The organism is Actinomyces oris (assembly GCF_001929375.1).
GTDB classification, from domain to species: Bacteria; Actinomycetota; Actinomycetes; order Actinomycetales; family Actinomycetaceae; genus Actinomyces; species Actinomyces oris_B.
The window spans coordinates 1-20,615 of sequence record NZ_MSGO01000021.1 but is presented as its reverse complement, the minus strand read 5'-3'; the positions used below and the strand labels follow the sequence as shown (position 1 = coordinate 20,615).

The 20,615-nt window shown below is 71.1% G+C and carries 15 protein-coding genes and 1 rRNA gene; 3 read left to right on the top strand and 13 right to left on the bottom strand.

All coding sequences use genetic code 11. The features are described 5' to 3' along the window. Positions 1-23: 23 nt before the first annotated feature. Genes BKH32_RS05550 through BKH32_RS05540 form a run of 3 tightly spaced genes read right to left on the bottom strand, consistent with a single transcriptional unit; the run spans position 24 to position 4,356 of the window. Positions 24-1,490, bottom strand: coding sequence for a serine/threonine-protein kinase (locus BKH32_RS05550; RefSeq protein WP_075249021.1), 1,467 nt, complete (start codon positions 1,488-1,490; stop codon positions 24-26). Next, the gene (locus BKH32_RS05545) at positions 1,490-3,634 is read right to left on the bottom strand and encodes an FHA domain-containing protein (protein WP_075249020.1); all 2,145 of its coding nucleotides are present in this window, start codon (positions 3,632-3,634) and stop codon (positions 1,490-1,492) included. The genes BKH32_RS05550 and BKH32_RS05545 overlap by 1 nt, the downstream gene beginning before the upstream one ends. A gap of 8 nt (positions 3,635-3,642) precedes the next feature. Beyond that, positions 3,643-4,356: an FHA domain-containing protein gene (locus BKH32_RS05540; protein WP_178384563.1), complete on the bottom strand. Its 714-nt coding sequence runs from the start codon at positions 4,354-4,356 to the stop codon at positions 3,643-3,645. Between the two features lie 97 nt (positions 4,357-4,453). On the opposite strand from BKH32_RS05540, the gene BKH32_RS05535 reads away from it, so the two are divergent. Further along, positions 4,454-4,999 (top strand): hypothetical protein, encoded by a 546-nt coding sequence (locus BKH32_RS05535; protein WP_075249018.1) that lies wholly within the window; start codon positions 4,454-4,456, stop codon positions 4,997-4,999. Positions 5,000-5,134: 135 nt separating this feature from the next. Here BKH32_RS05535 and BKH32_RS05530 read toward each other — a convergent pair whose 3' ends face one another. The 7 genes from BKH32_RS05530 to metG all read right to left on the bottom strand — a co-directional run bounded on the left by BKH32_RS05530 (position 5,135) and on the right by metG (position 14,356). Beyond that, on the bottom strand, positions 5,135-7,045 hold the full coding sequence (locus BKH32_RS05530) for an ABC-F family ATP-binding cassette domain-containing protein (protein WP_075249017.1): 1,911 nt from the start codon (positions 7,043-7,045) through the stop codon (positions 5,135-5,137). Then, positions 7,045-8,031, bottom strand: a complete 987-nt coding sequence (locus BKH32_RS05525; RefSeq protein ID WP_075249016.1) for a 4-(cytidine 5'-diphospho)-2-C-methyl-D-erythritol kinase — start codon at positions 8,029-8,031, stop codon at positions 7,045-7,047. The genes BKH32_RS05530 and BKH32_RS05525 overlap by 1 nt, the downstream gene beginning before the upstream one ends. After that, positions 8,028-9,056, bottom strand: coding sequence for a 16S rRNA (adenine(1518)-N(6)/adenine(1519)-N(6))-dimethyltransferase RsmA (gene rsmA, locus BKH32_RS05520; protein WP_075249015.1), 1,029 nt, complete (start codon positions 9,054-9,056; stop codon positions 8,028-8,030). Before rsmA ends, BKH32_RS05525 begins: the two co-directional genes overlap by 4 nt. A 119-nt stretch (positions 9,057-9,175) precedes the next feature. Beyond that, a complete protein-coding gene (locus BKH32_RS05515) occupies positions 9,176-10,054 on the bottom strand; it encodes a resuscitation-promoting factor (protein WP_075249014.1) in 879 nt (292 codons plus the stop codon). Between the two features lie 197 nt (positions 10,055-10,251). Further along, the gene (locus tag BKH32_RS05510; protein ID WP_075249013.1) at positions 10,252-11,256 is read right to left on the bottom strand and encodes a G5 domain-containing protein; all 1,005 of its coding nucleotides are present in this window, start codon (positions 11,254-11,256) and stop codon (positions 10,252-10,254) included. A gap of 319 nt (positions 11,257-11,575) precedes the next feature. After that, on the bottom strand, positions 11,576-12,502 hold the full coding sequence (locus BKH32_RS05505) for a TatD family hydrolase (RefSeq protein ID WP_075249012.1): 927 nt from the start codon (positions 12,500-12,502) through the stop codon (positions 11,576-11,578). A gap of 6 nt (positions 12,503-12,508) precedes the next feature. Then, positions 12,509-14,356, bottom strand: a complete 1,848-nt coding sequence (gene metG, locus BKH32_RS05500) for a methionine--tRNA ligase (RefSeq protein ID WP_075249011.1) — start codon at positions 14,354-14,356, stop codon at positions 12,509-12,511. A 260-nt stretch (positions 14,357-14,616) separates the two neighbouring features. On the opposite strand from metG, the gene BKH32_RS05495 reads away from it, so the two are divergent. Continuing rightward, positions 14,617-15,690: a hypothetical protein gene (locus tag BKH32_RS05495; protein WP_075249010.1), complete on the top strand. Its 1,074-nt coding sequence runs from the start codon at positions 14,617-14,619 to the stop codon at positions 15,688-15,690. A gap of 133 nt (positions 15,691-15,823) precedes the next feature. Here BKH32_RS05495 and BKH32_RS05490 read toward each other — a convergent pair whose 3' ends face one another. Then, a complete protein-coding gene (locus BKH32_RS05490; RefSeq protein WP_075249009.1) occupies positions 15,824-16,426 on the bottom strand; it encodes an isochorismatase family protein in 603 nt (200 codons plus the stop codon). 326 nt (positions 16,427-16,752) lie between these two features. Continuing rightward, the gene (gene rsmI, locus BKH32_RS05485; RefSeq protein WP_075249008.1) at positions 16,753-17,739 is read right to left on the bottom strand and encodes a 16S rRNA (cytidine(1402)-2'-O)-methyltransferase; all 987 of its coding nucleotides are present in this window, start codon (positions 17,737-17,739) and stop codon (positions 16,753-16,755) included. Positions 17,740-17,792: 53 nt separating this feature from the next. Here rsmI and BKH32_RS05480 point away from each other — a divergent pair, with 53 nt between their 5' ends. Then, positions 17,793-19,985: a dolichyl-phosphate-mannose--protein mannosyltransferase gene (locus tag BKH32_RS05480; protein ID WP_075249007.1), complete on the top strand. Its 2,193-nt coding sequence runs from the start codon at positions 17,793-17,795 to the stop codon at positions 19,983-19,985. 416 nt (positions 19,986-20,401) lie between these two features. On the opposite strand, the gene rrf is transcribed toward BKH32_RS05480, so the two are convergent. Beyond that, positions 20,402-20,521, bottom strand: a 5S ribosomal RNA gene (gene rrf, locus BKH32_RS05475). Between the last annotated feature and the right edge of the window lie 94 nt (positions 20,522-20,615).

Below are 20,615 nucleotides of genomic sequence, written 5' to 3'. Positions count from 1 at the left end.
GGGATCGGCTCCGGGACGAGGCCTCAGGGGGTGTCGACGCAGGCGGTCTTGGCCGGGGACGCCTTACCGTCCGAGCGCACCGCGGTGACCTCCAGGCAGGTGCGCGCCGGCTGGGCGTTGACGACCACCTCGTTGATGCGGACGGAGTCCAGCTCGGTCTCCTCATCGGGCAGCTTGACCCGGTAGAGGTAGCTGCCACTCCAGTTCGTCTCCGGCTCGCCCCAGGTGAACTTCACCGTGCCGTCGCCCTGCGCCTCGCCGACGATGTCGCCGACCATGGGCACTGAGGCCTGCAGGGGGTTGGAGTTGGGCTGCGGGGCGATCGTGGCGATGGGATTGTTGGGCTTCTTCCGCTTGTCCTGGTTCTGGGAGACGACGATCGCGGCGACGACGGCGGCGACCATGGCCACGACGAGCAACCCGGTCAGCACGGCCCGCATGCGGTTCGGGCGGCTCGGCTCACCTGCCTCCGAGTCCGACGACGAGCCCTTGTCCTCGCTGTCGGGCTCCACCCGCATGGCGATGTGCTCGCTGGTGACGTCGACCTGGTTGAACACCCCCATCTTCGTGGCGGTGTCGACTTCGTCGGGGCTGGGCCGCCGGGCCGACTTCGCGGCCTTGTCCGGCTCCTGGAACAGGTCGACGGTCGTGATCGGCAGGTCGAGCTCGGCCTGGACCTGCTGGAGCGCCCGGGCGAAGGCCAACGCCGTCGGGTAGCGCGAGTCCGGGTTCTTGTCCATCGCCACCGACAGCACGCGGTGCAACGACGGCGGGGCGTCCTGACGCCCCAGCGGCGGCAGGGGGTCCTTGACGATACGGCGGGAGAGCTCGTAGACGTCCGGGACGCCGTCGGTCTCAAAGGGGCTGCGCCCCGTGAGCATCGCGAAGGTGGTCGCCCCCAGGGAGTAGATGTCGGAGGCCGGATTGGCCGAGCGCATCCCGACCAGCTGCTCAGGGGGAGCCCAGGGCACGCTCATCCCCCGCAGCTCCTCGGCCCCCTCCGGGCCGCTCATGGCGGAGATGCCGAAGTCCGAGAGCACCGGACGACGGTAGGTGGTGAACAGGATGTTGGCGGGCTTGATGTCCCGGTGGACGATGCCGGCCCGGTGAGCGGTCTCCACCGCTCCGGCGATCTGGATCGCCGTGGACAGGGTCTCAGCGACATTGAGGGGACCCTGGCGCAAGATGGCACCCAGCTGCGGCGGTGGGCAGTACTCCATGACCAGGAAGGGGTGGCCGTCGGCGGAGACGCCCGCGCCGTAGATGGACAGGATGGCCGGGTGGGAGGAGACCCGCGCCATGAGGTTCGCCTCCGACTCGAAGCGGGAGGCGGTCTTGTCCTCCACGTCGGCATTCATGACCTTGACCGCGACCTCGCGGCGGGGCATGTGCTGCTCGAAGAGGTAGACCGTGGAGTAGCCTCCCGCTCCGAGTCTCTCCAGGTACGTGAACCCGGAGATGACCGGAGGCGGTCCCTTGTGATCCAGCATCAGGGGAGGTTCTCAAAGGCGAGGGTCTGACCATCGCCAAGGTCGAGGACGTCTCCACTGCGCAGAAGCACCGGATTCGCCGAGGACAGGCGCACAGGCGCCTCGTTCTGGCGGTTGAGAACGGTGCCATTGCAGTTGCCCAGGTCCTGGGCCAGAACGCTCCACGCATCCAGGTCGATGAGGATGTGGTTGCGGGAGACGAGCTGGTTGGGGCTGGCGACGGTCAGCGGACGGAGGGGGACCTCCGCGACGCTGGTGATGTCGTCGGCCACAGGGTTGCGACCCACCAGGAGGGGACGGTTGAGCTCGATGCTCTCGCCGCCGGAGGTGACCACGCGCCCCAGAGGGGGACAGGCCACCGACTTGGCCGGACGGTTGAGCTCAGCTCCGCAGACGCGGCACACGGTGTAGTTCGTGGGGTTCGGGTGGCCCTGAGAGCACACCGCCGACAGCACGATCCGGATGGCGTCGGGCTCGCTGGGAGAGCTCGCCGAGACCGGGGACGCCGGGCTGGAGGGCCCGGTTCCCACCAGGGAGACGAGCTCGCCGACCAGGTCCTCGGGCAGGCCGTTGATGGTCTGTCCGTCGTGGTCCCCGCGACCGAGCTCCGCGGTCGCCGGCTCGCCGTCGAAGGGCTGCACGAACTCGACCGGCCTCGCAGCCGCTGCTGCGGTTCCGGCAGACTCGGCGGCCTCCGCCGACTGGCTCGGCTCCAGGGGGCCGAGCCCCTGGCTGAGCAGCTCGGTGCGCAGCTCCTGGGAGAGGTCCTCGGGCAGGCCGTTGATGGTCTGTCCGTCGTGGTCCCCGGAGCGTACGGGCTCTTCCTCGGCGTGCGCCTGCGCGGCGGCCTCGGCAACAGCAGTGGCCTCCGCGACCACGGCGGCCTCGGCGGCCTCAACGGGCACGAAGTCGGCCGGGGTCTGGACGACCTCGGTGACCTCGGTAGCAGCGTCCTTGATACCAGCAGCCTCAAGATCCTCGCTCGACGGGGGCGGAGGGGGCGGGATCATGGCCTCTGCCTCCTGAGCGGAGGGGATCGGCAGGGCCGGGATATCGAAGACGGGGGCGATCAGCAGATCCTCATCGGAAGCCTCCGGTAAGGACTGGGTGGCGGCCTCGGCAGCCTCAGGGGTCTGGGCGTCCGGGGTCGCGACAGGGGTCTCGACCGACTCGGGCAGCTCGGGCGACGGCGTCGCCTCAGCGGCCTCGGAGATGCCGGCCACGACGGCCAGCAGGTCAGCGGGTCCCTCGGAGTCGGTGCTCAGGGCCGACTCCTCGGAGGCGTCGGAGTCCTCGAACTGACCGGCGGTGAGCCCGGCGGCCTCAGCGGCTGCGAGGGACGCGGCGAGCTCGGCGCCATCGAGGGCCTGCTGCTCGGCGTTGTCCTGCGCGATCTCGATGAGGTCGTCGACGACGTCGGCGGAACCGGCGGTCTCGGCAGGCGCCCCTTCAGACGAGTCGTCCTGCTCCGAGCGGTCCGACGAGGCGGACTGACGGCGCGAGGCGCGACGCGATGCCCGACGGGAGGACCGGGAGGTCCTCACCGCAGTGGCAGGGGTTCCGGCGGAACCGGCAGAAGCGTTGGAGTAGTCAGGACCAGCCGGGTCAGGGTCATCGTCGTCGGAGTCACCGGACCCCCTCGACGATGCACGGCTGGGGGACGGGGTCCCACTCGACTTCTCCGACCCGCGCAGCACCAGGTGGCCGGTGCTCACGACGGCGTCGACCGCCGGGCGGCGCACCTGACCGGCGCCGTCGGGCGCGCTGACGATGACCGAGTTGGGGGCGGTCACCGTCGTCTCGAACCAGGTGGTGACCGCGGAGGCGTCCAGCGCCTTGCCATCGACCTCCATCTGCGGGGCACCGCGCAGCGCCACGTGGAAGACGTCCTCGGGCGCCGAGACGGCGAGCACGAAGTCCGGGATCGCACCCAGACGTCCGCCCATCCCCATCACCAGCTCATCCAGGGCCCGCGTCAGCGAGGCCTCCTCACTGCGCAGCAGCCGCCACAGGCGCTCGGTGAGGTCCTGCGGCACCGACGGGGGCAGGATCATCACAGCACGTGGCGTGACCACGCCTGTCCACGAACCCTCGGTCCACCAGACCTCGTTGTTCGCGCTGCTGTTCGGGCTGTTTGTCATCATTTTTCTCCTCAACGGACGATACAGACACCGTCACCCAAGTATGCCTGCCGTCCCCGCTGCACGTACTCCGGTCGGCCGGGTGAGAGTCGGTGAACACCCTCCTCGTCCTCGACGTGGGTGCCGTTCGTCGAACCCAGATCTGTGACGAGCACCCCATCCGAAGCGGGCACGAACAGGGCGTGCGTCTTGGACACGGAGTCCTCCGAACGGAGCACCGCGACGAGCTGCGCATCGGGGTGGGAGCCGATCGGGGCCGGTCGGCGCCCGAGAACAATCGGCCCCAGAACTGGGATTACTGAGCCCTCAACCACCAGGGAGCAGGTCGAGACCGAGGTCGGTCTGGCACTGAGAAGAACCGTTCCGGCCAGTCGGTCGAACCAGGTGCGCTGTTCAGCACGCCATAGTGAGAGAATCCACAACACCAGGGGGGCCAGCCCTGCGGTTGCCACCAAAGAAAGGCCCAAAAATGCGACGTAAATCACCGCCGAGCGCCCGGGGGGACTGTTCGTGTCCGTCACCCTCCGCAGACGGACCCCCGTCACCAGCCCGCCGGGTGTGGCGCCTGTCATTGCCATCATGGCAGTCATCACAGCAAGAAGCAGCACAACCGCCCCGACAGCGAATAAGATTCCACAGCAGCGCTCCGTGACGGCACAGAGTGCGATGATGAGCCCCGCATCCACCAGCACGCGGACCACACGGCGGCGTGCGGATGCAGGCATAATTGTCGTATGTCGCTCTCGGGTCCTCATAGGACAGACATGGTAGGCGCCCAGACCACTGCCTCGCAGTCGGACGAGGTCTCGGAAGGAACACACAGTGCAGATCGCGGTCACTCCTGATCCCCAGCGATGGGTGATCATCCCGCCCTTCCCACCTCCGGGGTGGGCGCGGGAGGAGGCCAGGCACCGCAGCGCCCACCTGGGAGTGACCGGGCCTCAGTGGCGCTCCGAGCTGGAGTCCCTGCTCAACGAGCTGCAGGCCATGGAGCGCCAGGGCCGCTTCGCCCGCCTCATGCATATCGACGACGTCGCCCATCCGCCCTTCGTCGTCGACCTCAGCCTGGAGATCGCCAAGGACGACGGCTCCAAGGAGGCGCGCCGCGCCACCCAGCGCCACCTCGTCTCCGCGCTCCTGCCCGAGGCCGAGCTGGTGCGCCTGCGACCGGGCCCGGACATGGTGGGGTTCTCCGCCTTCTACGAGTCCAACGGCCCCACCCAGGGCGTCGTCGTCCTGAGGCTGGCGGGACTGCCCACGGTCCCGGTGGACCTGATCATGCGCCTGTGGGGCGCCGCCGCCGAGGACATCGCCCCCAACCTGGATCATCTCGTCGAGCTGGCCCGCCAGGTCGCCCCCGTCGTCTGAGCGGCCCTGACGGCCCGGGCGGTTACAAGCAGCGACGACGCCGCTTCAGTCCCCGCTCCTGATCCCTCTCCCCGAGCCCGATCCCTCTCCACCGCTTCCAGCGATGAGGCCCCAGGGCCGCCACGGCGCCGCCTCTCAGGCCTCCAGCGCCTCCGCCGCCTCGAGCCACTGCTCCTCCAGATCGGCGTGGGTCGCCTCAGCGGCCACGAGCTCACGGCCGAGCTCGGCCAGCTCCCCCACCCGGTTCGGATCGGCCGAGACCTCCTCCATGCGCGCGTGCAGCGCGGCGAGCGACTGAGCCGCGCGCTCCATCTTCCGCTCGATGCGCCCCAGCGCTTTGCGGGCCTCGTGCCGGCGGGCCCCGCTCGAGGCGCTGCGCTCAGACGTGGACTCACTCGCCGCCCGCGTCGTCGCGGATACCGCAGCGCCCGCCGAGGATCGCGGGCTCCCCGCGGCGCCCATGACCTCACGGCGCATCTGGAGGTACTGCTCGACCCCGCCGGGCAGATCGCGCACGCCGCCGTCCCCCAGCAGCGCCACCTGGTGGTCGGTGACCCGTTCCAGGAGGTAGCGGTCGTGGGAGACGACCACGAGCGTGCCGGGGAAGGAGTCGAGGATGTCCTCGACGGCGGCCAGGGTGTCGGTGTCCAGGTCGTTGGTGGGCTCGTCGAGCAGGAGCACGTTGGGCTCGGTCATGAGCAGGCGCAGGAGCTGGAGCCGGCGGCGCTCCCCGCCGCTGACCTCCCCCACCCGGGTCCAGGCCCGCTGACGGGTGAAGCCCAGGCGCTCGACGAGCTGGGCGGCGGTCATCTCCTTGTCCCCGACGACGACCCTCTCCCCCACCATGGCCACGGCCTCGACGACGCGCAGGTCCGCGAGCGCGTCGAGCTCGTGAGTGGACTGGGACAGGGTGGCCACCTGAACGGTCTTGCCGCGGGCGACGCGGCCGGCAGTGGGCTCCTGGACGCCTTCGAGCAGGCGCAGCAGAGTGGTCTTGCCGGCACCGTTGACGCCGACGACGCCGACCCGCTCACCGGGTGCGAGCCGCCAGGTGACTCGGCGCAGGACCTCCCGCTGAGTCGCCTCGCCGCTGTCGGTGGGCGGCCCGGGGTAGCGCACGGTGACGTCCTCGAGGTCGAGGACCTTCTTGCCCAGGCGGGCCGTGGCCATGGCGGTCAGGGCCACGGTGTCGCGCGGGGGTGGCACGTCGGCGATGAGGGCCTCGGCGGCCTCGGTGCGGAAGCGGGGCTTGGAGGTACGGGCGGGGGCGCCGCGGCGCAGCCAGGCCAGCTCCTTGCGCAGGAGGTTCTCGCGCTTGACGGCGGCCACGGCGGCCTGGCGGGCGCGCTCGGCCCGGGCCAGGACGTAGGCGGCGTACCCGCCGTCGTAGGTCTCGATACGGCCGGCCACCTGGGGACGCCCGCCGCCGGGGTCGATGCCGGGGACGACCTCCCACACGTTGGTGCAGATGGCGTCCAGGAACCAGCGGTCGTGGGTGACGGTGACCAGGGCACCACTGGCTCGGCCGCCCGGGCCGTTGAAGCGGACCCGCAGGTGGCGGGCGAGCCAGTCCACGCCCTCGACGTCGAGGTGGTTGGTGGGCTCATCGAGGATGACGACGTCGGCGCGGCGGGTGAGGACCGCGGCCAGGGCGACGCGGCGGCGCTGGCCCCCGGAGAGGGTGGCGACGTCGGCGGACAGGTCGAGGTCGGCGATGAGCCCGGCGTGGATGTCTCGCACGGCCGGGTCGGAGGCCCACTCGTGCTCGGGGGCCTGACCGTGGATGGCGGTGCGCACGGTGGCACCAGGCGGCAGGTCGTCGGCCTGGCTGAGGACGGCCACGCTCACGCCGCCGGTGCGGGTGACACGGCCGCCGTCGGGCTCGCGCCGACCGGCCAGGGCCGCCAGGAAGGTGGACTTGCCGGCGCCGTTGGGGCCCAGGACGCCGACGCGGGTGCCGTCCTCCAGCCCCAGGGTGACCTCGTCCAGGAGCAGGCGCGAGCCGACCGTCAGGCGCAGGTTCTCCACGCCGAGCAGGTGCGCCATCAGCCCACCACCCGGGCGCCGGCCACGGGGGCGTCGGCGCGCAGCACGTCGGCGACCAGGCCCGAGGCCTTCAGTGCGCGCGAGACCCGTTGGGCGCTGCCGGGGTTCTCGACCAGGGCGGCGATGGTGGGTCCGGAGCCGGAGACGATGGCGCGCAGGGCCCCGGCCTCCTCCGCCACGGTGATGACCTCGGCCAGCTCGGGGCGCAGGTCGAGGGCGGCGGCCTGCAGGTCGTTGTGGAGGGAGCCCGCCAGGGCGTGGGCGTCCCCGGCGCGCAGGGCGGCGGTGAGGGTCTCGGGCACGTCGCGTAAGGCGGGCCGGCCGGCGCCGGCCCGCTCGTCGAAGCGCCGGAAGACCGCCGGGGTGGACAGGCCCTCCTCAGCCAGGGCGAAGACCCAGTGGTAGGCGCCCCGGGTCATGATCGGGGTGACCAGGTCGCCGCGTCCGCTCCCGACGGCGGTGGCCCCGGTCAGGGGGAAGGGGACGTCGGCCCCCAGGCGGGCGGCCAGGGCGGAGAGCTCGGGCAGGGACAGGCCCGTGCCCCACAGGGCGTTGCAGGCCACGAGGGCGGCGGCGGCGTCGGCGGACCCTCCGGCCATTCCACCGGCGACGGGGACGCGCTTGCGCAGCAGGAGGTCGACGCCCTCGCTGACGCCGGTGGTCTGCGCCAGGAGCGTGGCGGCCCGCACGGCCAGGTTGGAGTCGTCCGCGGGGACGTCGGCGTCGGGTTCCTCAAGGGTGAGCGTGACGGTGCCGTGGTCCTGGGCGGACTGCCTGCGGGCGGTGACGGTCTCGATGAGGCGGACCGCTTGGAAGACCGTGGTGAGCGGGTGGTAGCCGTCTGGGCCGGGGGCGCCGACGGACAGGAAGAGGTTGACCTTGCCGGGGGCCTCGACGCGCACCGAGCTGGCCGAGCCGCTGCGGGGCGGCACGGTGGACTCGCGCGGACCGGTGGGGCCGTCGGGGACGGCACGCAGATGGCTCATGACTGCTCCTGTGGGGTGGGAGGCGTTGTCGCAGCGGTCTCATCGGCGGCGACGAGCTGCAGCACCTCGGCCAGGGCGGCGAAGGCGGTGATGTCGAGGGTCTCGCCGCGCCGTGTCGGGTCGATGCCGGCGGCGCGCAGGGCGGACTCGGCGGCGTCGGCCCCTCCGGCGAGCCTGGCCAGGGCCTTGCGCAGGGTCTTGCGGCGCTGGGCGAAGGCGGCGTCGACCACGGCGAAGACCTGCTCGCGGGTGGCGCGCGTGACGGGGGGCCGGCGGCGCACGAGCTCGACGAGGGCGGAGTCGACGTTGGGCACGGGCCAGAAGACGTGGCGGGAGATGGTCAGGGTGCGACGGGCCGCGGCGTACCAGGCGGCCTTGACGCTGGGGACCCCGTAGGTCCGCGAGCCGGGCTCGGCGGCGAGGCGGTCGGCGACCTCGGCCTGGACCATGACGGTGACGCTCTCCAGGCTGGGCAGGGCCTCCAGCGCGGTGAGCAGGACGGGGACGGCCACGTTGTAGGGAAGGTTCGCCACGAGGCGGGTGGGAGGGGCCCCGGCCTCGCCCAGCGACTGCGGGCCGGTGATGCTCAGCGCGTCGGCCTGGATGAGGGTCAGGCGGCCGGCGGCCGGCGGCATGCGGTCTGCGACGGTGACGGGCAGTGCCCGGGCCAGGGCGGGGTCGATCTCGACGGCGATCACTCGCGCCCCGGCCTCCAGGAGGGCCAGGGTCAGGGAGCCCAGGCCCGGGCCGATCTCCAGGACCGTGTCGTCGGGGCGCACGCCCGCGCTCCTGACGATGCGGCGCACCGTGCCGGCGTCGTGGACGAAGTTCTGCCCCAGTGTCTTGGTGGGGCGGATGCCGAGCGCCTGGGACAGGCCGCGGACCTCGGTGGGGCCCAGGAGACCCGCGACCTGGGATCCCGCGGAGGCGCCGTGGCCCTGGGGATCACGGGGGTCCTGGTGGGTGGGCTCCGCGCGGGCTGCTCCTGCCGGGGGCACCTGTGAATCGGGGGCCGGCAACGTCATGGGAACACAGTAACCGGCACCCGCCCTTTGTCACTGTGAGATATCTGGGAACATGCCGCATGCTCTCTGCATGAGCTGTACCGGGGTGTGCGCGGCGCCCCCGGTGCGGCTCGGGCCGATCAGCGCAGGCCGAGCTTGTCGGCGCAGCCGGGCCACTGGCCCCAGCCGGCCTGGGCCTGGAGCTTCTTGGCCATGGCGGTCTGGGTGGCGGCGTCGGCCTCGTGGGGGTAGCCGGATCCGCCCAGGGACTGCCAGGTCTCCAGGGTGAACTGGTACATGCCGTAGAAGCCGTTGCCGGTGTTGGCCTGCGGGTTGCCGCCGGACTCGCACTGGGCGAGCTTGGCCCAGACGTCGTCCCCGACCGGGCCGTTGGTAGAACCGTCGCTCCCACCGGATCCGCCGGAGGACTCCGAGGGCGCCTGAGTCTGGCCCTGGCCCTGGTCCTGCCCCTGGGACTGGTCCTGCTTGCTCTCCTGCTTCTTGGCCGCGCCGGTGCCGACGAGGACGACCTCATCAACCTTCTGGGTGACGACGACCTGGGCGACGGGGGTGCGGGAGACCTCCTTACCGCCCACGGTGGTGACCTCGTAGGTGGTGCGCACGACGCCGTCGACACCGGCCGTGGTCACCTTGGTCTCACCTTCGGGCAGGTCGCCGCTCTCCTGCTGAACGGAGCCGTGGGGGTCGGCGGCGTCGACCGTCTCGGTGGTCACCTTCTGGGTGCTCGGCGTGACCGACACCCTGCTGCGACCGCCTTCAGCTCCCAGGCCATCGGTGCGCTGCGCGGCAGACTCGACGCCGGAGGCCCGAGACGGCTCCCCCACGCGGACAGCGGCGTAGGCGGCCCCGGAGACCGCGACCGACAGGGCCAGGGCCGCCAGACCGGCGCGCAGTGCGATGGTGCGCGTGCCGTGCCGCTCCTGGGCCGCCTCCTGCGTGACCGGGGCCTGCGGCTCCTCCGGCAGGGCATGGGAATGGGGACGGGCGGGGGGAGTCATGGGCAGGCGTCCTTCCAGTTGACGGCGAGTGCCACGGTAGTGGAAGCGCTACGGCGGCGACAATTAGCCACCTCACTCCCACGTGACGGGCGTCCCATGACAACGTCGCGGCGCCCGCTCCATACAAGGAGACGGGCGCCGTCGACGACGTTCCGGGTGCCGCGGGGCGAGATGACGTCCCGGGCGGCCGCTTCAGCTCAGTACCAGCCGACGGACTCGGAGTGGGCCCAGGCCGAGCAGGGGGTGCCGTAGCGGCCGGAGATGTAGTTCAGGCCCCAGGTGATCTGGGTGGTGGGGTTGGTGGCCCAGTCGTCAGCGATCTCGCTCATCTTGGAGCCGGGCAGCGCCTGGGGGATGCCGTAGGCGCCCGAGGAGGCGTTCTCGGCCTGGTAGTTCCAGTTGGACTCACGGGTCCACAGGCTCTCCAGGCAGGTGAACTCGGAGTCCCCCCAGCCGTGGCCGGCCATCATGGAGCGGGCGATGGCCTTGGCGCTGTCGGGGTCGGTCCCCGCGCCGGGGTTGGCCGAGGGTGCTGGAGTGCTGCTGTTCGAGCCCTCACCGCTCCCGTTGGACTGGGCCGCCTGCCCGTCACCGGCGGACTGGGCCTGCTGGGCGGCCTCCTGCTGAGCCTGCTGCTCCCCGGTGCCCACCAGGACGACCTCGTCCACCTTCTTGGTGACGACGACCTGGGCGATCGGGGTGCGGGAGACCTCCTCGCCGTCCTGGGTGGTGATCTCGTAGGTGGTGCGCACGAGCCCGTCGACGCCGGCGGTCTCAACCTTGGTCTCACCCTTGGGCAGGGAGTCGGTCTCCTTCTTCACCGTGCTGTGAACCTGCGGCTCGTCGACGGTGGTGGTGGAGGTCTGGGCGCTGGCGATCTTGCCGGCACCGGCCTTCTGGGTGGCGGCGGCCTTGGTCTGTCCGTCCGACTCGCCACCGATCAGCCCGAAGGAACCGCCCGAGGAGGAGCGCCCCTCGTCATCCCCCGCGGAGATGGCCGCGTAGGCGGCACCGGAGACCGCCAGGGAGAAGGCGGCTGCGGCGCCCCCCGCCTTGAAGAGCATGGGGGTCAGGGAGGTCTTGGCGGGTCCCTCAGCGCGACGACGGCCGCGGAGGCCGGAGACGGTCCGCTTCTTGGAGGCCATGGAGCCAAGGCCGGCGAGTGTAGTACTCAGGGAGCTGGTCTGGGAGTGACGACCCACGATAGAACTTCCTTCGTTTTGACGACTGCGTGTCACCGTAACCGATGACCCAGGGACGTGCCAATGCACCTGCTCACACCCTGTGGGCTTGTGACGGAACCGTGCAGAGGAGCCCTGATTCCCACCTACCACCCACCTGGGACACCCCTGGAAGAACGATGTCAACCTGGGAGGTATCGTCCGGACAAAATCGGCCGCGCCGCCACCGCCGCGCGCTCTTTTCCTCCTCCCGGGGTTGCGGGCACCCTCCCCGCAGGACGTCAGGGCCCATGGGTCTGAGCCCCGGGCGTCCCCGTCGGTCCTCGGCGGCCGACGGCGCTCACCAGGTCCCGTAGACCGCCTCGGTGGTGGCCTGCAGACGGCGGCAGAGGTCTTCCTCGCTCAGGCCCCGCTGCTCGGCCAGGAAGCGGACCGTGTCACCCAGCAGGTAGGAGGCGTTGGGGCGGCCGCGCCAGCGCTTGGGAGGAAGGTAGGGGGCGTCGGTCTCCACCAGGAGCAGCGCCTCGGGCAGGACGGCGACCGCCTCCCGCAGGGAGTCGTTGGCCGGGTAGGTCAGCGGGCCGGCGACGGAGGCGTACCAGCCGTGCTCGGCGCAGGCGGCGGCCAGCCGCGGACCGCCTGAGAAGCAGTGGAAGACGGTGCGAGCGGGGGCGCCGTCGGCCTTGAGCACCTCCACACAGGCGGCGTGCGCGTCACGGTCGTGGATCTGCAGGGGCAGGTCGAGGTCCTTGGCCAGGGCGATGTGCGCCCGGAAGGCCTCGCGCTGGGCGGCGGCCCCCTTTTCACCGGTGCGGAAGAAATCCAGGCCGCTCTCCCCGACGGCGACGACGACCTCGGCGTTCGCCCTGAGCGTCTCCTCCAGGCGGGCCATGGCCTCCTCGAGCGGCTCGGCGTGATGTTCCTGAACCCGGGGCTCGAGCCCGTCGGGGCCGGTCTCGCGCACCCCGGCGTGGAGGACGGCCTCGTTGGGGTGCACGGCCAGGGCCACGCGCACCCCCGGCAGGTCTCGGGCCAGGGCCAGGCTCTCCTCCCAGGTGGTGACCTCGCAGGCGGAGGTCACCATGCGGGTCACGCCCACGGCGGCGGCGCGCTCGACCAGCTCGGCGGCGCTCAGCGGCGCCTCGGAGCCGGGGCCGCCGGCGTCCGCCGGGACCGGTAGGTGCGTGTGGTTGTCGGTGACCGGCGCCGCCAGGGGGGCGACGGCGTCGGCCGGCGGCCAGGAGCGGTCGCGCTTCCTCGAGCCCATGCGCCCTCAGGAGCCGGTGACGTCGTCGGGCCCGGAGCCGGCGTAGCGGGCCAGCTCGGCCTCGATGATCGACTCGTCCAGCTTGGTGAACACCGGGGCCGGCTTGGCCACGGGGGTGCCGACGGTGACCGGGTGGCGCCCCCAGGAGGGGGCGCCCTGGTAGTCGCCGGTGATGATCGGGTAGCCGGTGCGGCCGTCGAATGCCTCGGGCAGGTGGTCGGGGTCGAGCTCGTCGACCTCCTCGATGCGGGGCATCGGGGCGATCCGGCCGCGTCCGCCCAGGACCCGGTCGACGTCGTTGGCGGCGTGCGGCAGGAAGGGCGAGAGCATGAGGTTGAGGTCGGTGACCGCCTGGGCCAGCGTGTGCAGGACCGTGGCCAGGCGGGCCTGGGTGGCGGGGTCCTCGCCCTTGAGCTTGAAGGGCTGGGTGTCAGCGACGTACTTGTTGGCCTCCCCGACCAGGCGCATCGCCTCCCCCAGGGCCGCCTTCTGGCGGTGCTGGGCGATGAGGTCGCCCACGGAGGCGAAGCCGGCCTCGACGGCGTCGAGCAGGGCCCGGTCGATGTCCTCCAGCTCGGCGGGCTCGGGGATCTGCCCGAAGCGCTTGTGGATCATGGAGGCGGTGCGGTTGACCAGGTTGCCCCAGCCGGCCACGAGCTCGCCGTTGGTGCGCCGCACGAACTCCGCCCAGGTGAAGTCCGCGTCCGCGGTCTCCGGGCCGGCCGCGCAGATGAAGTAGCGCAGGGCGTCGGCCTGGTAGCGCTGGAGGAAGTCGCGCACGTAGATGACGATGCCGTGGGAGGAGGAGAACTTCTTGCCCTCCATGGTGAGGAACTCGCTGGAGACGACCTCGGTGGGCAGGTTGAGCACGCCCAGACGCCCCGGCTCTCCGCCGCGCTCCCCCTGGCCGTTGTAGCCCAGGAGCTCGGCGGGCCAGATCTGGGAGTGGAAGACGATGTTGTCCTTGCCCATGAAGTAGTAGGACAGGGCCTGGGGGGCGTTCCACCAGGCGCGCCACGCCTCGGGGTCGCCGCTGCGGCGCGCCCACTCCACGGAGGCGGACAGGTAGCCGATGACGGCGTCGAACCAGACGTAGAGGCGCTTGGTGGGCTGGTCCTCCCAGCCGGGCACCGGGATGCCCCAGTCGATGTCGCGGGTCATGGCGCGTGGGCGGATGTCCCCCAGGAGGTTCTGGGAGAACTTGATGACGTTGGGCCGCCAGGTGCCGGAGGACTCGCGCTCGTCGAGCCAGGCGCCCAGGGCCTGGGCCAGGGCGGGCAGGTCCAGGAACCAGTGGGTGGTCTCCACGAACTCTGGGGTCTCGCCGTTGATCCGCGAGCGCGGGCTGATGAGGTCGGTGGGGTCGAGCTGGTTGCCGCAGGTGTCGCACTGGTCCCCGCGGGCGCCCTCGGCGCCGCAGATCGGGCAGGTGCCCTCGATGTAGCGGTCGGGCAGGGTGCGCCCGGTGGAGGGGGAGATCGCCGAGCGGGTCACCTGCTGGACCATGTAGCCGTTGTCCCGCACGGTGGTGAACATGTCCTGGACCACGTGGTAGTGGTTGCCGGCGGTGGTGCGGGTGAACAGGTCGTAGGACAGGCCCAGGGCCACGAGGTCCTCGACGATGAGCCGGTTGTTGCGGTCGGCGAGCTCACGGGCGCTGAGGCCCTCCTCGTCGGCGGCGACGAGGATCGGGGTGCCGTGCTCATCGGTGCCCGAGACCATGAGGACGTCATGACCGGCCATGCGCATGTAGCGTGAGAAGACGTCAGAGGGAACACCGAAGCCGGCGACATGGCCGATGTGACGCGGGCCGTTGGCGTACGGCCAGGCGACTGCGGACAGGATGTGGGTCATGGAGGCCAGCCTATCGGGTTCCCGACCGCTTCAGTCCACGGCCACGGATCTGGTCCACGGCCTGCGGGGGCGCACCGGCACCCGGTAGTCTGTCCGAGTCCTGCGGCCTCCGCTCGATGGTTGTCCCGGCACGTTTCGGCACTTCCCGGTGGCTCTCGGGGGTGCCGTGCGGTCTCGGCATCGCAATACCGCCGCGCACGCCGTCACGACGTGTTCCCACGCGCCTCTCACACGGACACGATGGACCAGAAAGGCCAGTTATGTCCCAGTACCCCGGCTCCCAGTACTCAGCGAGCTCAGCAGGCTGGCCGGCGAACGGCTACGACCCCGTTTCTGCCGGCGGCCAGCCCTCGCAGTACCCGCCGGCCGCGCCGTTCCAGGCACCCCAGGCAGGCTTCTCGGGTGCCGCGAGCCAACCGACGACGGCCAGGAGCCTGGCCGCCCCGACGGCGTTGGCGGTGGCCGGTCTGGCCATCCTCCTGATCGCCATCATCGGCGGAATCGGCTCGGCGGTCACCCGTGGCCAGTTCAACGCCACTATCACCAACCTGCCGGATGACCAGGCCGCTACGGTGGAGCTGGACAAGGGCAGCACCTACGGGCTGTTCTACAGCGACGGCGACGACGCGCCGGAGTGCTCGGTGACCTCTCCCGATGGAGACGACGTCACCACGAAGTCCAGCTCGTCATCCACGAAGGTCAAGGGCGGCAAGCTCTTCTCGACCTTCTCCTCCCAGAAGTCGGGCGCCTACACCGTCGACTGCAACAGCACCGCGGGAGTCTCCGTGGGTGAGATCATCGCCCCCTCGTCGGCGCAGGCGACCCTGATATCACTGTTCGGGGTCGTCGGCGCGATCATCATGGTGGTTGTGGGCCTGGCGATGGGCGCCGGCGGCATGGCCTGGCGCTCCAAGCTGGCTGCCGCCGGTGCGGCTCCGGCCCCGGCGGGTGAGGCGTTCGGCATGGCGGCCGGCGCGGCGCCCGGGTCCCCGACCGTCTACACCCAGGGAGCCTGGCAGTCCGACCAGCAGCCGCAGGCGGCGCAGTACTCCCAGCAGTCCCAGTACCAGCAGCCGGAGCCGGTCCCCCAGCAGGCCCCTTACGCGCCCTCGGGCGCGGGGGTGGGAACCCAGCCTCAGTACTCGCAGGTGGCCCCGACCGCCCAGTTCGGGTGGACGGGCCAGCAACAGGCGCAGCAACCCGCGCAGCAGCAGGCTCAGCCCGCGCAGCCCTCGGTGTTCACCCAGCCCGTGCAGCCGGGTGCGTACAACCCGCAGGCTCAGCCCGGGCAGCCTGGCCCGTACCAGCAGCCCGGTGGTTGGCCGGCCCAGTAGCCCGCCTCAGGTAACACATGGGTGCCCTTGCCGAGACAATCGGCGAGGGCACCCATGGTGTTCGGGGTGACGGCTCTGGTGAACAGGCTGGCGACCGCCCCTGGTCGCCGGTGTCAGCGGCCTTCAGTGGGCTTCAGCTGGAGGGTGCCAGCTCGATGCCGGCGGCGCTCATGTCGGCGCGGGCGGCACGTCCCAGCTCGGGGCTGACCGGCTCGGTCAGGTCGGTCAGGACCCGCACCCGGTAGCCCTGCCGGACCGCGTCCAGGGCGGTGTCCTTGACGCAGTGGGACTCGGCCAGGCCGACGACGTCGACGGCCTCGATACCGGCGGCGCTCAGGATGTCGGCCAGGGTGCGCCCGTCCTCGTCCACGCCCTCGAAACCGGAGTAGGCGGCGGCGTACTGGCCCTTCTTCACGGCGGCGTCGGCCTCCAGTGCGCTCAGGGCGGGGTGGAGCTGGGCCTCGGCGGAGTCGGCCACGCCGTGAACGGGCCAGGTGTCGATGAAGTCGGGTTCGTTGGAGAAGTGCTCTCCGGGGTCGATGTGCCAGTCCTGGGTGGTGACCACCAGGTCGTAGTCCCCCCGGTGGGAGGACAGGTGGGCGGCGATGCGCTCGGCGACGGCGTTGCCACCGCTCACCGCCAGGGCGCCCCCCTCGCAGAAGGTGGGCTGGACGTCGACGATGATGAGGGCCCGGCGAGCGGGGGCCTGGGAACCGGTGCGGTGCTCGGTGTTCATGACCCGACCATAGCGGAATCGAACGCGCCGGGGACCCGGAGGTCATGGTTCGACGTCGGCTCCGGCCTACTTCCGCCCCGAGTCGGCCTCATGCACGAGGGTCGGGGTGCACTGACCGAAGGTTGTGCGTACTGAACGAACCCCCGACCCCCGTGGAGTACACCCGACCTTCCTCCAGGAGCGCCCGCCCCTCGTGCAGTAGACGCCTCACGTCATCAGAACGACGACGAGCGACCGAAGCAGCCTCACTGGCGGAGCGGGCACGAGCCCCCGTTCCCGCTCATCCGCTCCACCGGTGTCGTGAGACGCCCCGACATCCAAGACTCTCAGCAGTCACGGGACAACGCGGACTCACGCAGCTCCAGGGTCGCGCGGTAGACCTCGTTGGGGCGCAGACCGCTCTCACCGGCCGCCTGGGCCGCAGCCGCCTTGAGGCGCATGCCGGCCTCGGCCAGCGTCAGGGCCTTGTGCGCGGCGGCCTCAGGGCTGGCGACGACGGGCTCGGCTCCGGCGACGACGAGGACCACCTCCCCCAGGACGCCGTCGGCCGTGGCCCGGGCCAGCTCGGCCAAGGGGGCCCGCAGCACCTCCTCATGAGTCTTGGTCAGCTCCCGGCACAGTGCCGCGGGGCGGTCGTCACCGAGGACCTCGGCCATGACGGCCAGGGAGTCGTGGACGCGGCGGGGGGACTCCAGGAAGATCATGGTGCGCTCCTGGGCGGCCAGGGACTCCAGGGCGCGACGCCGCTCCCCCGGCTTGCGCGGCAGGAACCCCTCGAAGCAGAACCGGTCGGAGGCCAGTCCGGACAGGGCCAGAGCGGTCAGCACCGCCGAGGGGCCCGGTGCGACGGTGACGGGCACCTGCTCTCGGACCGCGGCCTGGACGAGCCGGTACCCGGGGTCGGAGACCGAGGGCATACCGGCGTCGGAGACCACCAGGACACGCAGGCCGGCGCGGGCGGCCTCGAGCAGCTCGGGGGCGCGCTCGCGCTCATTGTGCTCGTGGAAGGCGATGACGCGCCCACGAGGCTCGACGTCGAGGCGCTGGGCCAGGGCCCGCAGCCGGCGGGTGTCCTCGGCGGCGATGAGGTCGGCCTGCTCCAGGGCACGGCGCAGGCGCCGGGAGGCGTCGGAGACGTTGCCGATCGGGGTGGCGGCCAGGGTGATCGTCCCGCCGCGCAGGTCCGGGCTGTGGGCGGCAGGAGCAGCGACGCCGTCGGCAGCAGTGGATTCGGGTAGGTCTCCCGGGCCGGGTCTGTCATCGTGGCCGTCCCCGACAGTGGCGGCTGGTGCGGGCGGGCTGCTCTCAGTCATAGGACACAGTATGTCGGTGCGCCCTCGATGAGACCTCCGCCTACACTCGGGGTGTGACGACTCCGAGCGCGCTGTCTCCCGAACAGTCCCCCGAGCAGTCCCGCGACGGTTCCCCCGGCCCGGACGCGGAGCAGGAACGAGCACAGGAACCCGCCCCGGGGCGGGATGAGGCCACGGACCTCACGCCGGCCGAGTCCGCCGACGCAGAGCCCGCCGACGCAGAGCCCGCCGACGCAGAGCCCGCCGTAGTGGAGCGCACCGAGGACGAGCTGCGCACCCTGCTCGGGCTGGGGCCGGTGGGGGCCGTGATGCCCCTCGCCGTAAGGGCCCGCGGGTGGATCGCCACCGGCGTCGTCGGCGTCATCGCCGCACTGCTGCGCCTCATCGGACTGAACCACCCCAAGACGCTCATGTTCGATGAGATCTACTACGTCAAGGACGCCTACTCCCTGTGGCACCTGGGCTATGAGGGGAGCTGGGCACCCAACTCCGATGCGGCCTTCGCCACCGGGGACTTCTCCGGGCTGTCCAAGGAGGCGGCCTACATCGTCCACCCCCAGCTGGGCAAGTGGCTCATCGGCGCCGGCATGGAGATCTTCGGGCCGGCGTCGCCCTTCGGTTGGCGGTTCATGCCGGCCGTCGCCGGAATCCTCACGGTAATGCTGCTGGCGCGCCTGACGATGCGCCTGACCCGCTCACCGCTGCTGGCCGGACTGGCCGGACTGCTCCTGGCGATCGACGGCGTGGCCCTGACCGAGTCCCGCATCGGGCTGCTGGACGTGTTCATCGGTTTCTTCGCCACCTTGTCCCTGTACTGCCTGGTCCGCGACCGGGAGTGGTCGCGGGCGAGACTGGCCCGCAAGATGGCGGGAACCGGCCCCGGGGCGCGCGCCCCGCACGCCACCATCCGCCCCTGGCTGCTGGCCGCAGGCATCGCGCTGGGGCTGACCTGCTCCATCAAGTGGTCGGGGCTCTACCTGGTCGCGGTGGGCGGCATCGCCGTCGTCATCTGGGACACTCTGGCGCTACGGCGAGTGAGTGCACGGGCCTGGTTCCTGGAGGGCACGGTCGCCCAGGGCGTGAGCGACTTCCTTCAGGCGGTTCCCGTGGTGGTCGTGGTCTACGTCGGCTGCTGGTGGTCCTGGTTCACCCACCTGGGCGCCTTCAAGCACGGGTGGACGGCCGAGCAGCTCAAGCAGGGAGTACCTGTTCCCGCCCCCTGGCTGTCCAGGTACGTCGGCGACTCGACGTTCCAGAGGATCAACGACTTCATCGCCTACCACCAGCAGATGTACGAGTTCCACGTGGGCCTGGACTCTCCGCACACGTACCAGTCGAAGCCCTCGGGCTGGCTGCTGCAGACCCGGCCGACCTCCTTCTTCTGGGAGGACAAGGCGCTGGTGCCGCAGACCTGCGGGAGTGGGGACTGCATTCAGGCGATCACCTCGATCGGGAACATTGTCATCTGGTGGTCGGCTGTCGTGGCGCTGGCGGCCGTGGTCATCATCGGGGTGAAGAACCGCGACTGGCGGGCCTGGGTTCCTCTCATCGGCTACCTGGGCCTGTACGTGCCGTGGTTCCAGTACCGGGATCGCACGATCTTCACCTTCTACACGGTGGCCTTCGTGCCCTGCGTCGTGCTTGTCCTCGTGCTGGCGCTGGGCATGGGCTCGGGGCTGCTGTCACCGCTGCCCGGCTCGGCGAGTGCCGATGCGCAGATGAAGGCTCTTCAGAGGCGGCAGATCGGCCCGGGTATCCGGCCGTGGCGCGGCATGGGCGCCAGATTCCTGGGTTTCGGCCCGCAGTTCGCACGCACGCCCGTGTGGACACCGCCGGTGGAGGAGACCGGTCCGGGCATGTACCGCATTAACACAGCCCTGACCGACATCGACGACGACCTCGAGCCCACCGTCCCCGTCACCAGCCCGCGGGCCGATGCCGTCCAGGCGCAGGCCTACAACGAGCTGACCGGATACGCGGGCCCATCGACAACGGCGAGCACCGCCACGCCAGGATGGTCCGCCAGCGGAGCGCCGCAGCCGGCCGGCCGGCGCAGGCCGTGGGCCTTCCTGTCGAAGTGGACGATGGCGCCGACGTGGCAGATCCGCACCGAGGGCATCTGCCTCATCATCGTGGTCACGCTGCTGGCCTGCGCGGCGACGGCCTTCTGGTGGCCGATCTGGACCGGGCGGACGGTCTCACGTTCCTTCTGGGTCGCCCACATGCTCCTGTCCTCCTGGATCTGAGCCCCTGGGTTTCGCGGCGACGACGATGACATGCTGCTCGCCGCCGGGATGCTCCAGCTCGTCGACGACGGCGAGCGCCAGGTCTTCGGGGCTTGATGTCGTCTATAGCGAGAGTGTTGGGATCGGCGGGCGTCAGTCGGAGCAGGTCGCTCTCGTGACCGGCGGGCCGTACCCAGCGCGACGACGGCGGTGCCATTGTCATTCAGGAGACCGGCCACGCTATCGACGTCGGTGACGTCCAGTAGGCGCGAGGTGAGGCGGCTGACCTTCGTTGATTCTGTGGGCCGAGGGAAGCGCGCCCCCTCACGAAGGCGCTGCTCCCCCTTATCAACTCGGATGGGGGTGGTAGGCAGGAATGGGTTCAGCCCCCGGGGCTCCGTGTGGAGTCGCCGGGGGCTGAACTTCTTCACGTGTGTGCTCGGTGGTGTCCTACTCTCCCGCACCCTGGCGGGTGCAGTACCATCGGCGCTGTCAGGCTTAGCTTCCGGGTTCGGGATGGGTTACCGGGCGTTATCCCTGTCGCTGTGACCACCGAGACGATTGTACGGGCAGTGCTTTGCTGTTGTCTGGTGCTGTATGTGGTTGTTGGGTTGGCTGCCTTCCGCAACCACCACGCACACTATCTGCGTG

What these genes read in the sequence shown, in the direction of transcription:
- BKH32_RS05550 (WP_075249021.1), bottom strand. Translation starts at nt 1,490, where the DNA reads ATGCTGGATCACAAGGGACCGCCTCCGGTCATCTCCGGGTTCACGTAC.
- BKH32_RS05545 (WP_075249020.1), bottom strand. Translation starts at nt 3,634, where the DNA reads ATGATGACAAACAGCCCGAACAGCAGCGCGAACAACGAGGTCTGGTGG.
- BKH32_RS05540 (WP_178384563.1), bottom strand. Translation starts at nt 4,356, where the DNA reads ATGCCTGCATCCGCACGCCGCCGTGTGGTCCGCGTGCTGGTGGATGCG.
- BKH32_RS05530 (WP_075249017.1), bottom strand. Translation starts at nt 7,045, where the DNA reads ATGGCGCACCTGCTCGGCGTGGAGAACCTGCGCCTGACGGTCGGCTCG.
- BKH32_RS05525 (WP_075249016.1), bottom strand. Translation starts at nt 8,031, where the DNA reads ATGAGCCATCTGCGTGCCGTCCCCGACGGCCCCACCGGTCCGCGCGAG.
- rsmA (WP_075249015.1), bottom strand. Translation starts at nt 9,056, where the DNA reads ATGACGTTGCCGGCCCCCGATTCACAGGTGCCCCCGGCAGGAGCAGCC.
- BKH32_RS05515 (WP_075249014.1), bottom strand. Translation starts at nt 10,054, where the DNA reads ATGACTCCCCCCGCCCGTCCCCATTCCCATGCCCTGCCGGAGGAGCCG.
- BKH32_RS05505 (WP_075249012.1), bottom strand. Translation starts at nt 12,502, where the DNA reads ATGGGCTCGAGGAAGCGCGACCGCTCCTGGCCGCCGGCCGACGCCGTC.
- metG (WP_075249011.1), bottom strand. Translation starts at nt 14,356, where the DNA reads ATGACCCACATCCTGTCCGCAGTCGCCTGGCCGTACGCCAACGGCCCG.
- BKH32_RS05495 (WP_075249010.1), top strand. Translation starts at nt 14,617, where the DNA reads ATGTCCCAGTACCCCGGCTCCCAGTACTCAGCGAGCTCAGCAGGCTGG.
- BKH32_RS05490 (WP_075249009.1), bottom strand. Translation starts at nt 16,426, where the DNA reads ATGAACACCGAGCACCGCACCGGTTCCCAGGCCCCCGCTCGCCGGGCC.
- rsmI (WP_075249008.1), bottom strand. Translation starts at nt 17,739, where the DNA reads ATGACTGAGAGCAGCCCGCCCGCACCAGCCGCCACTGTCGGGGACGGC.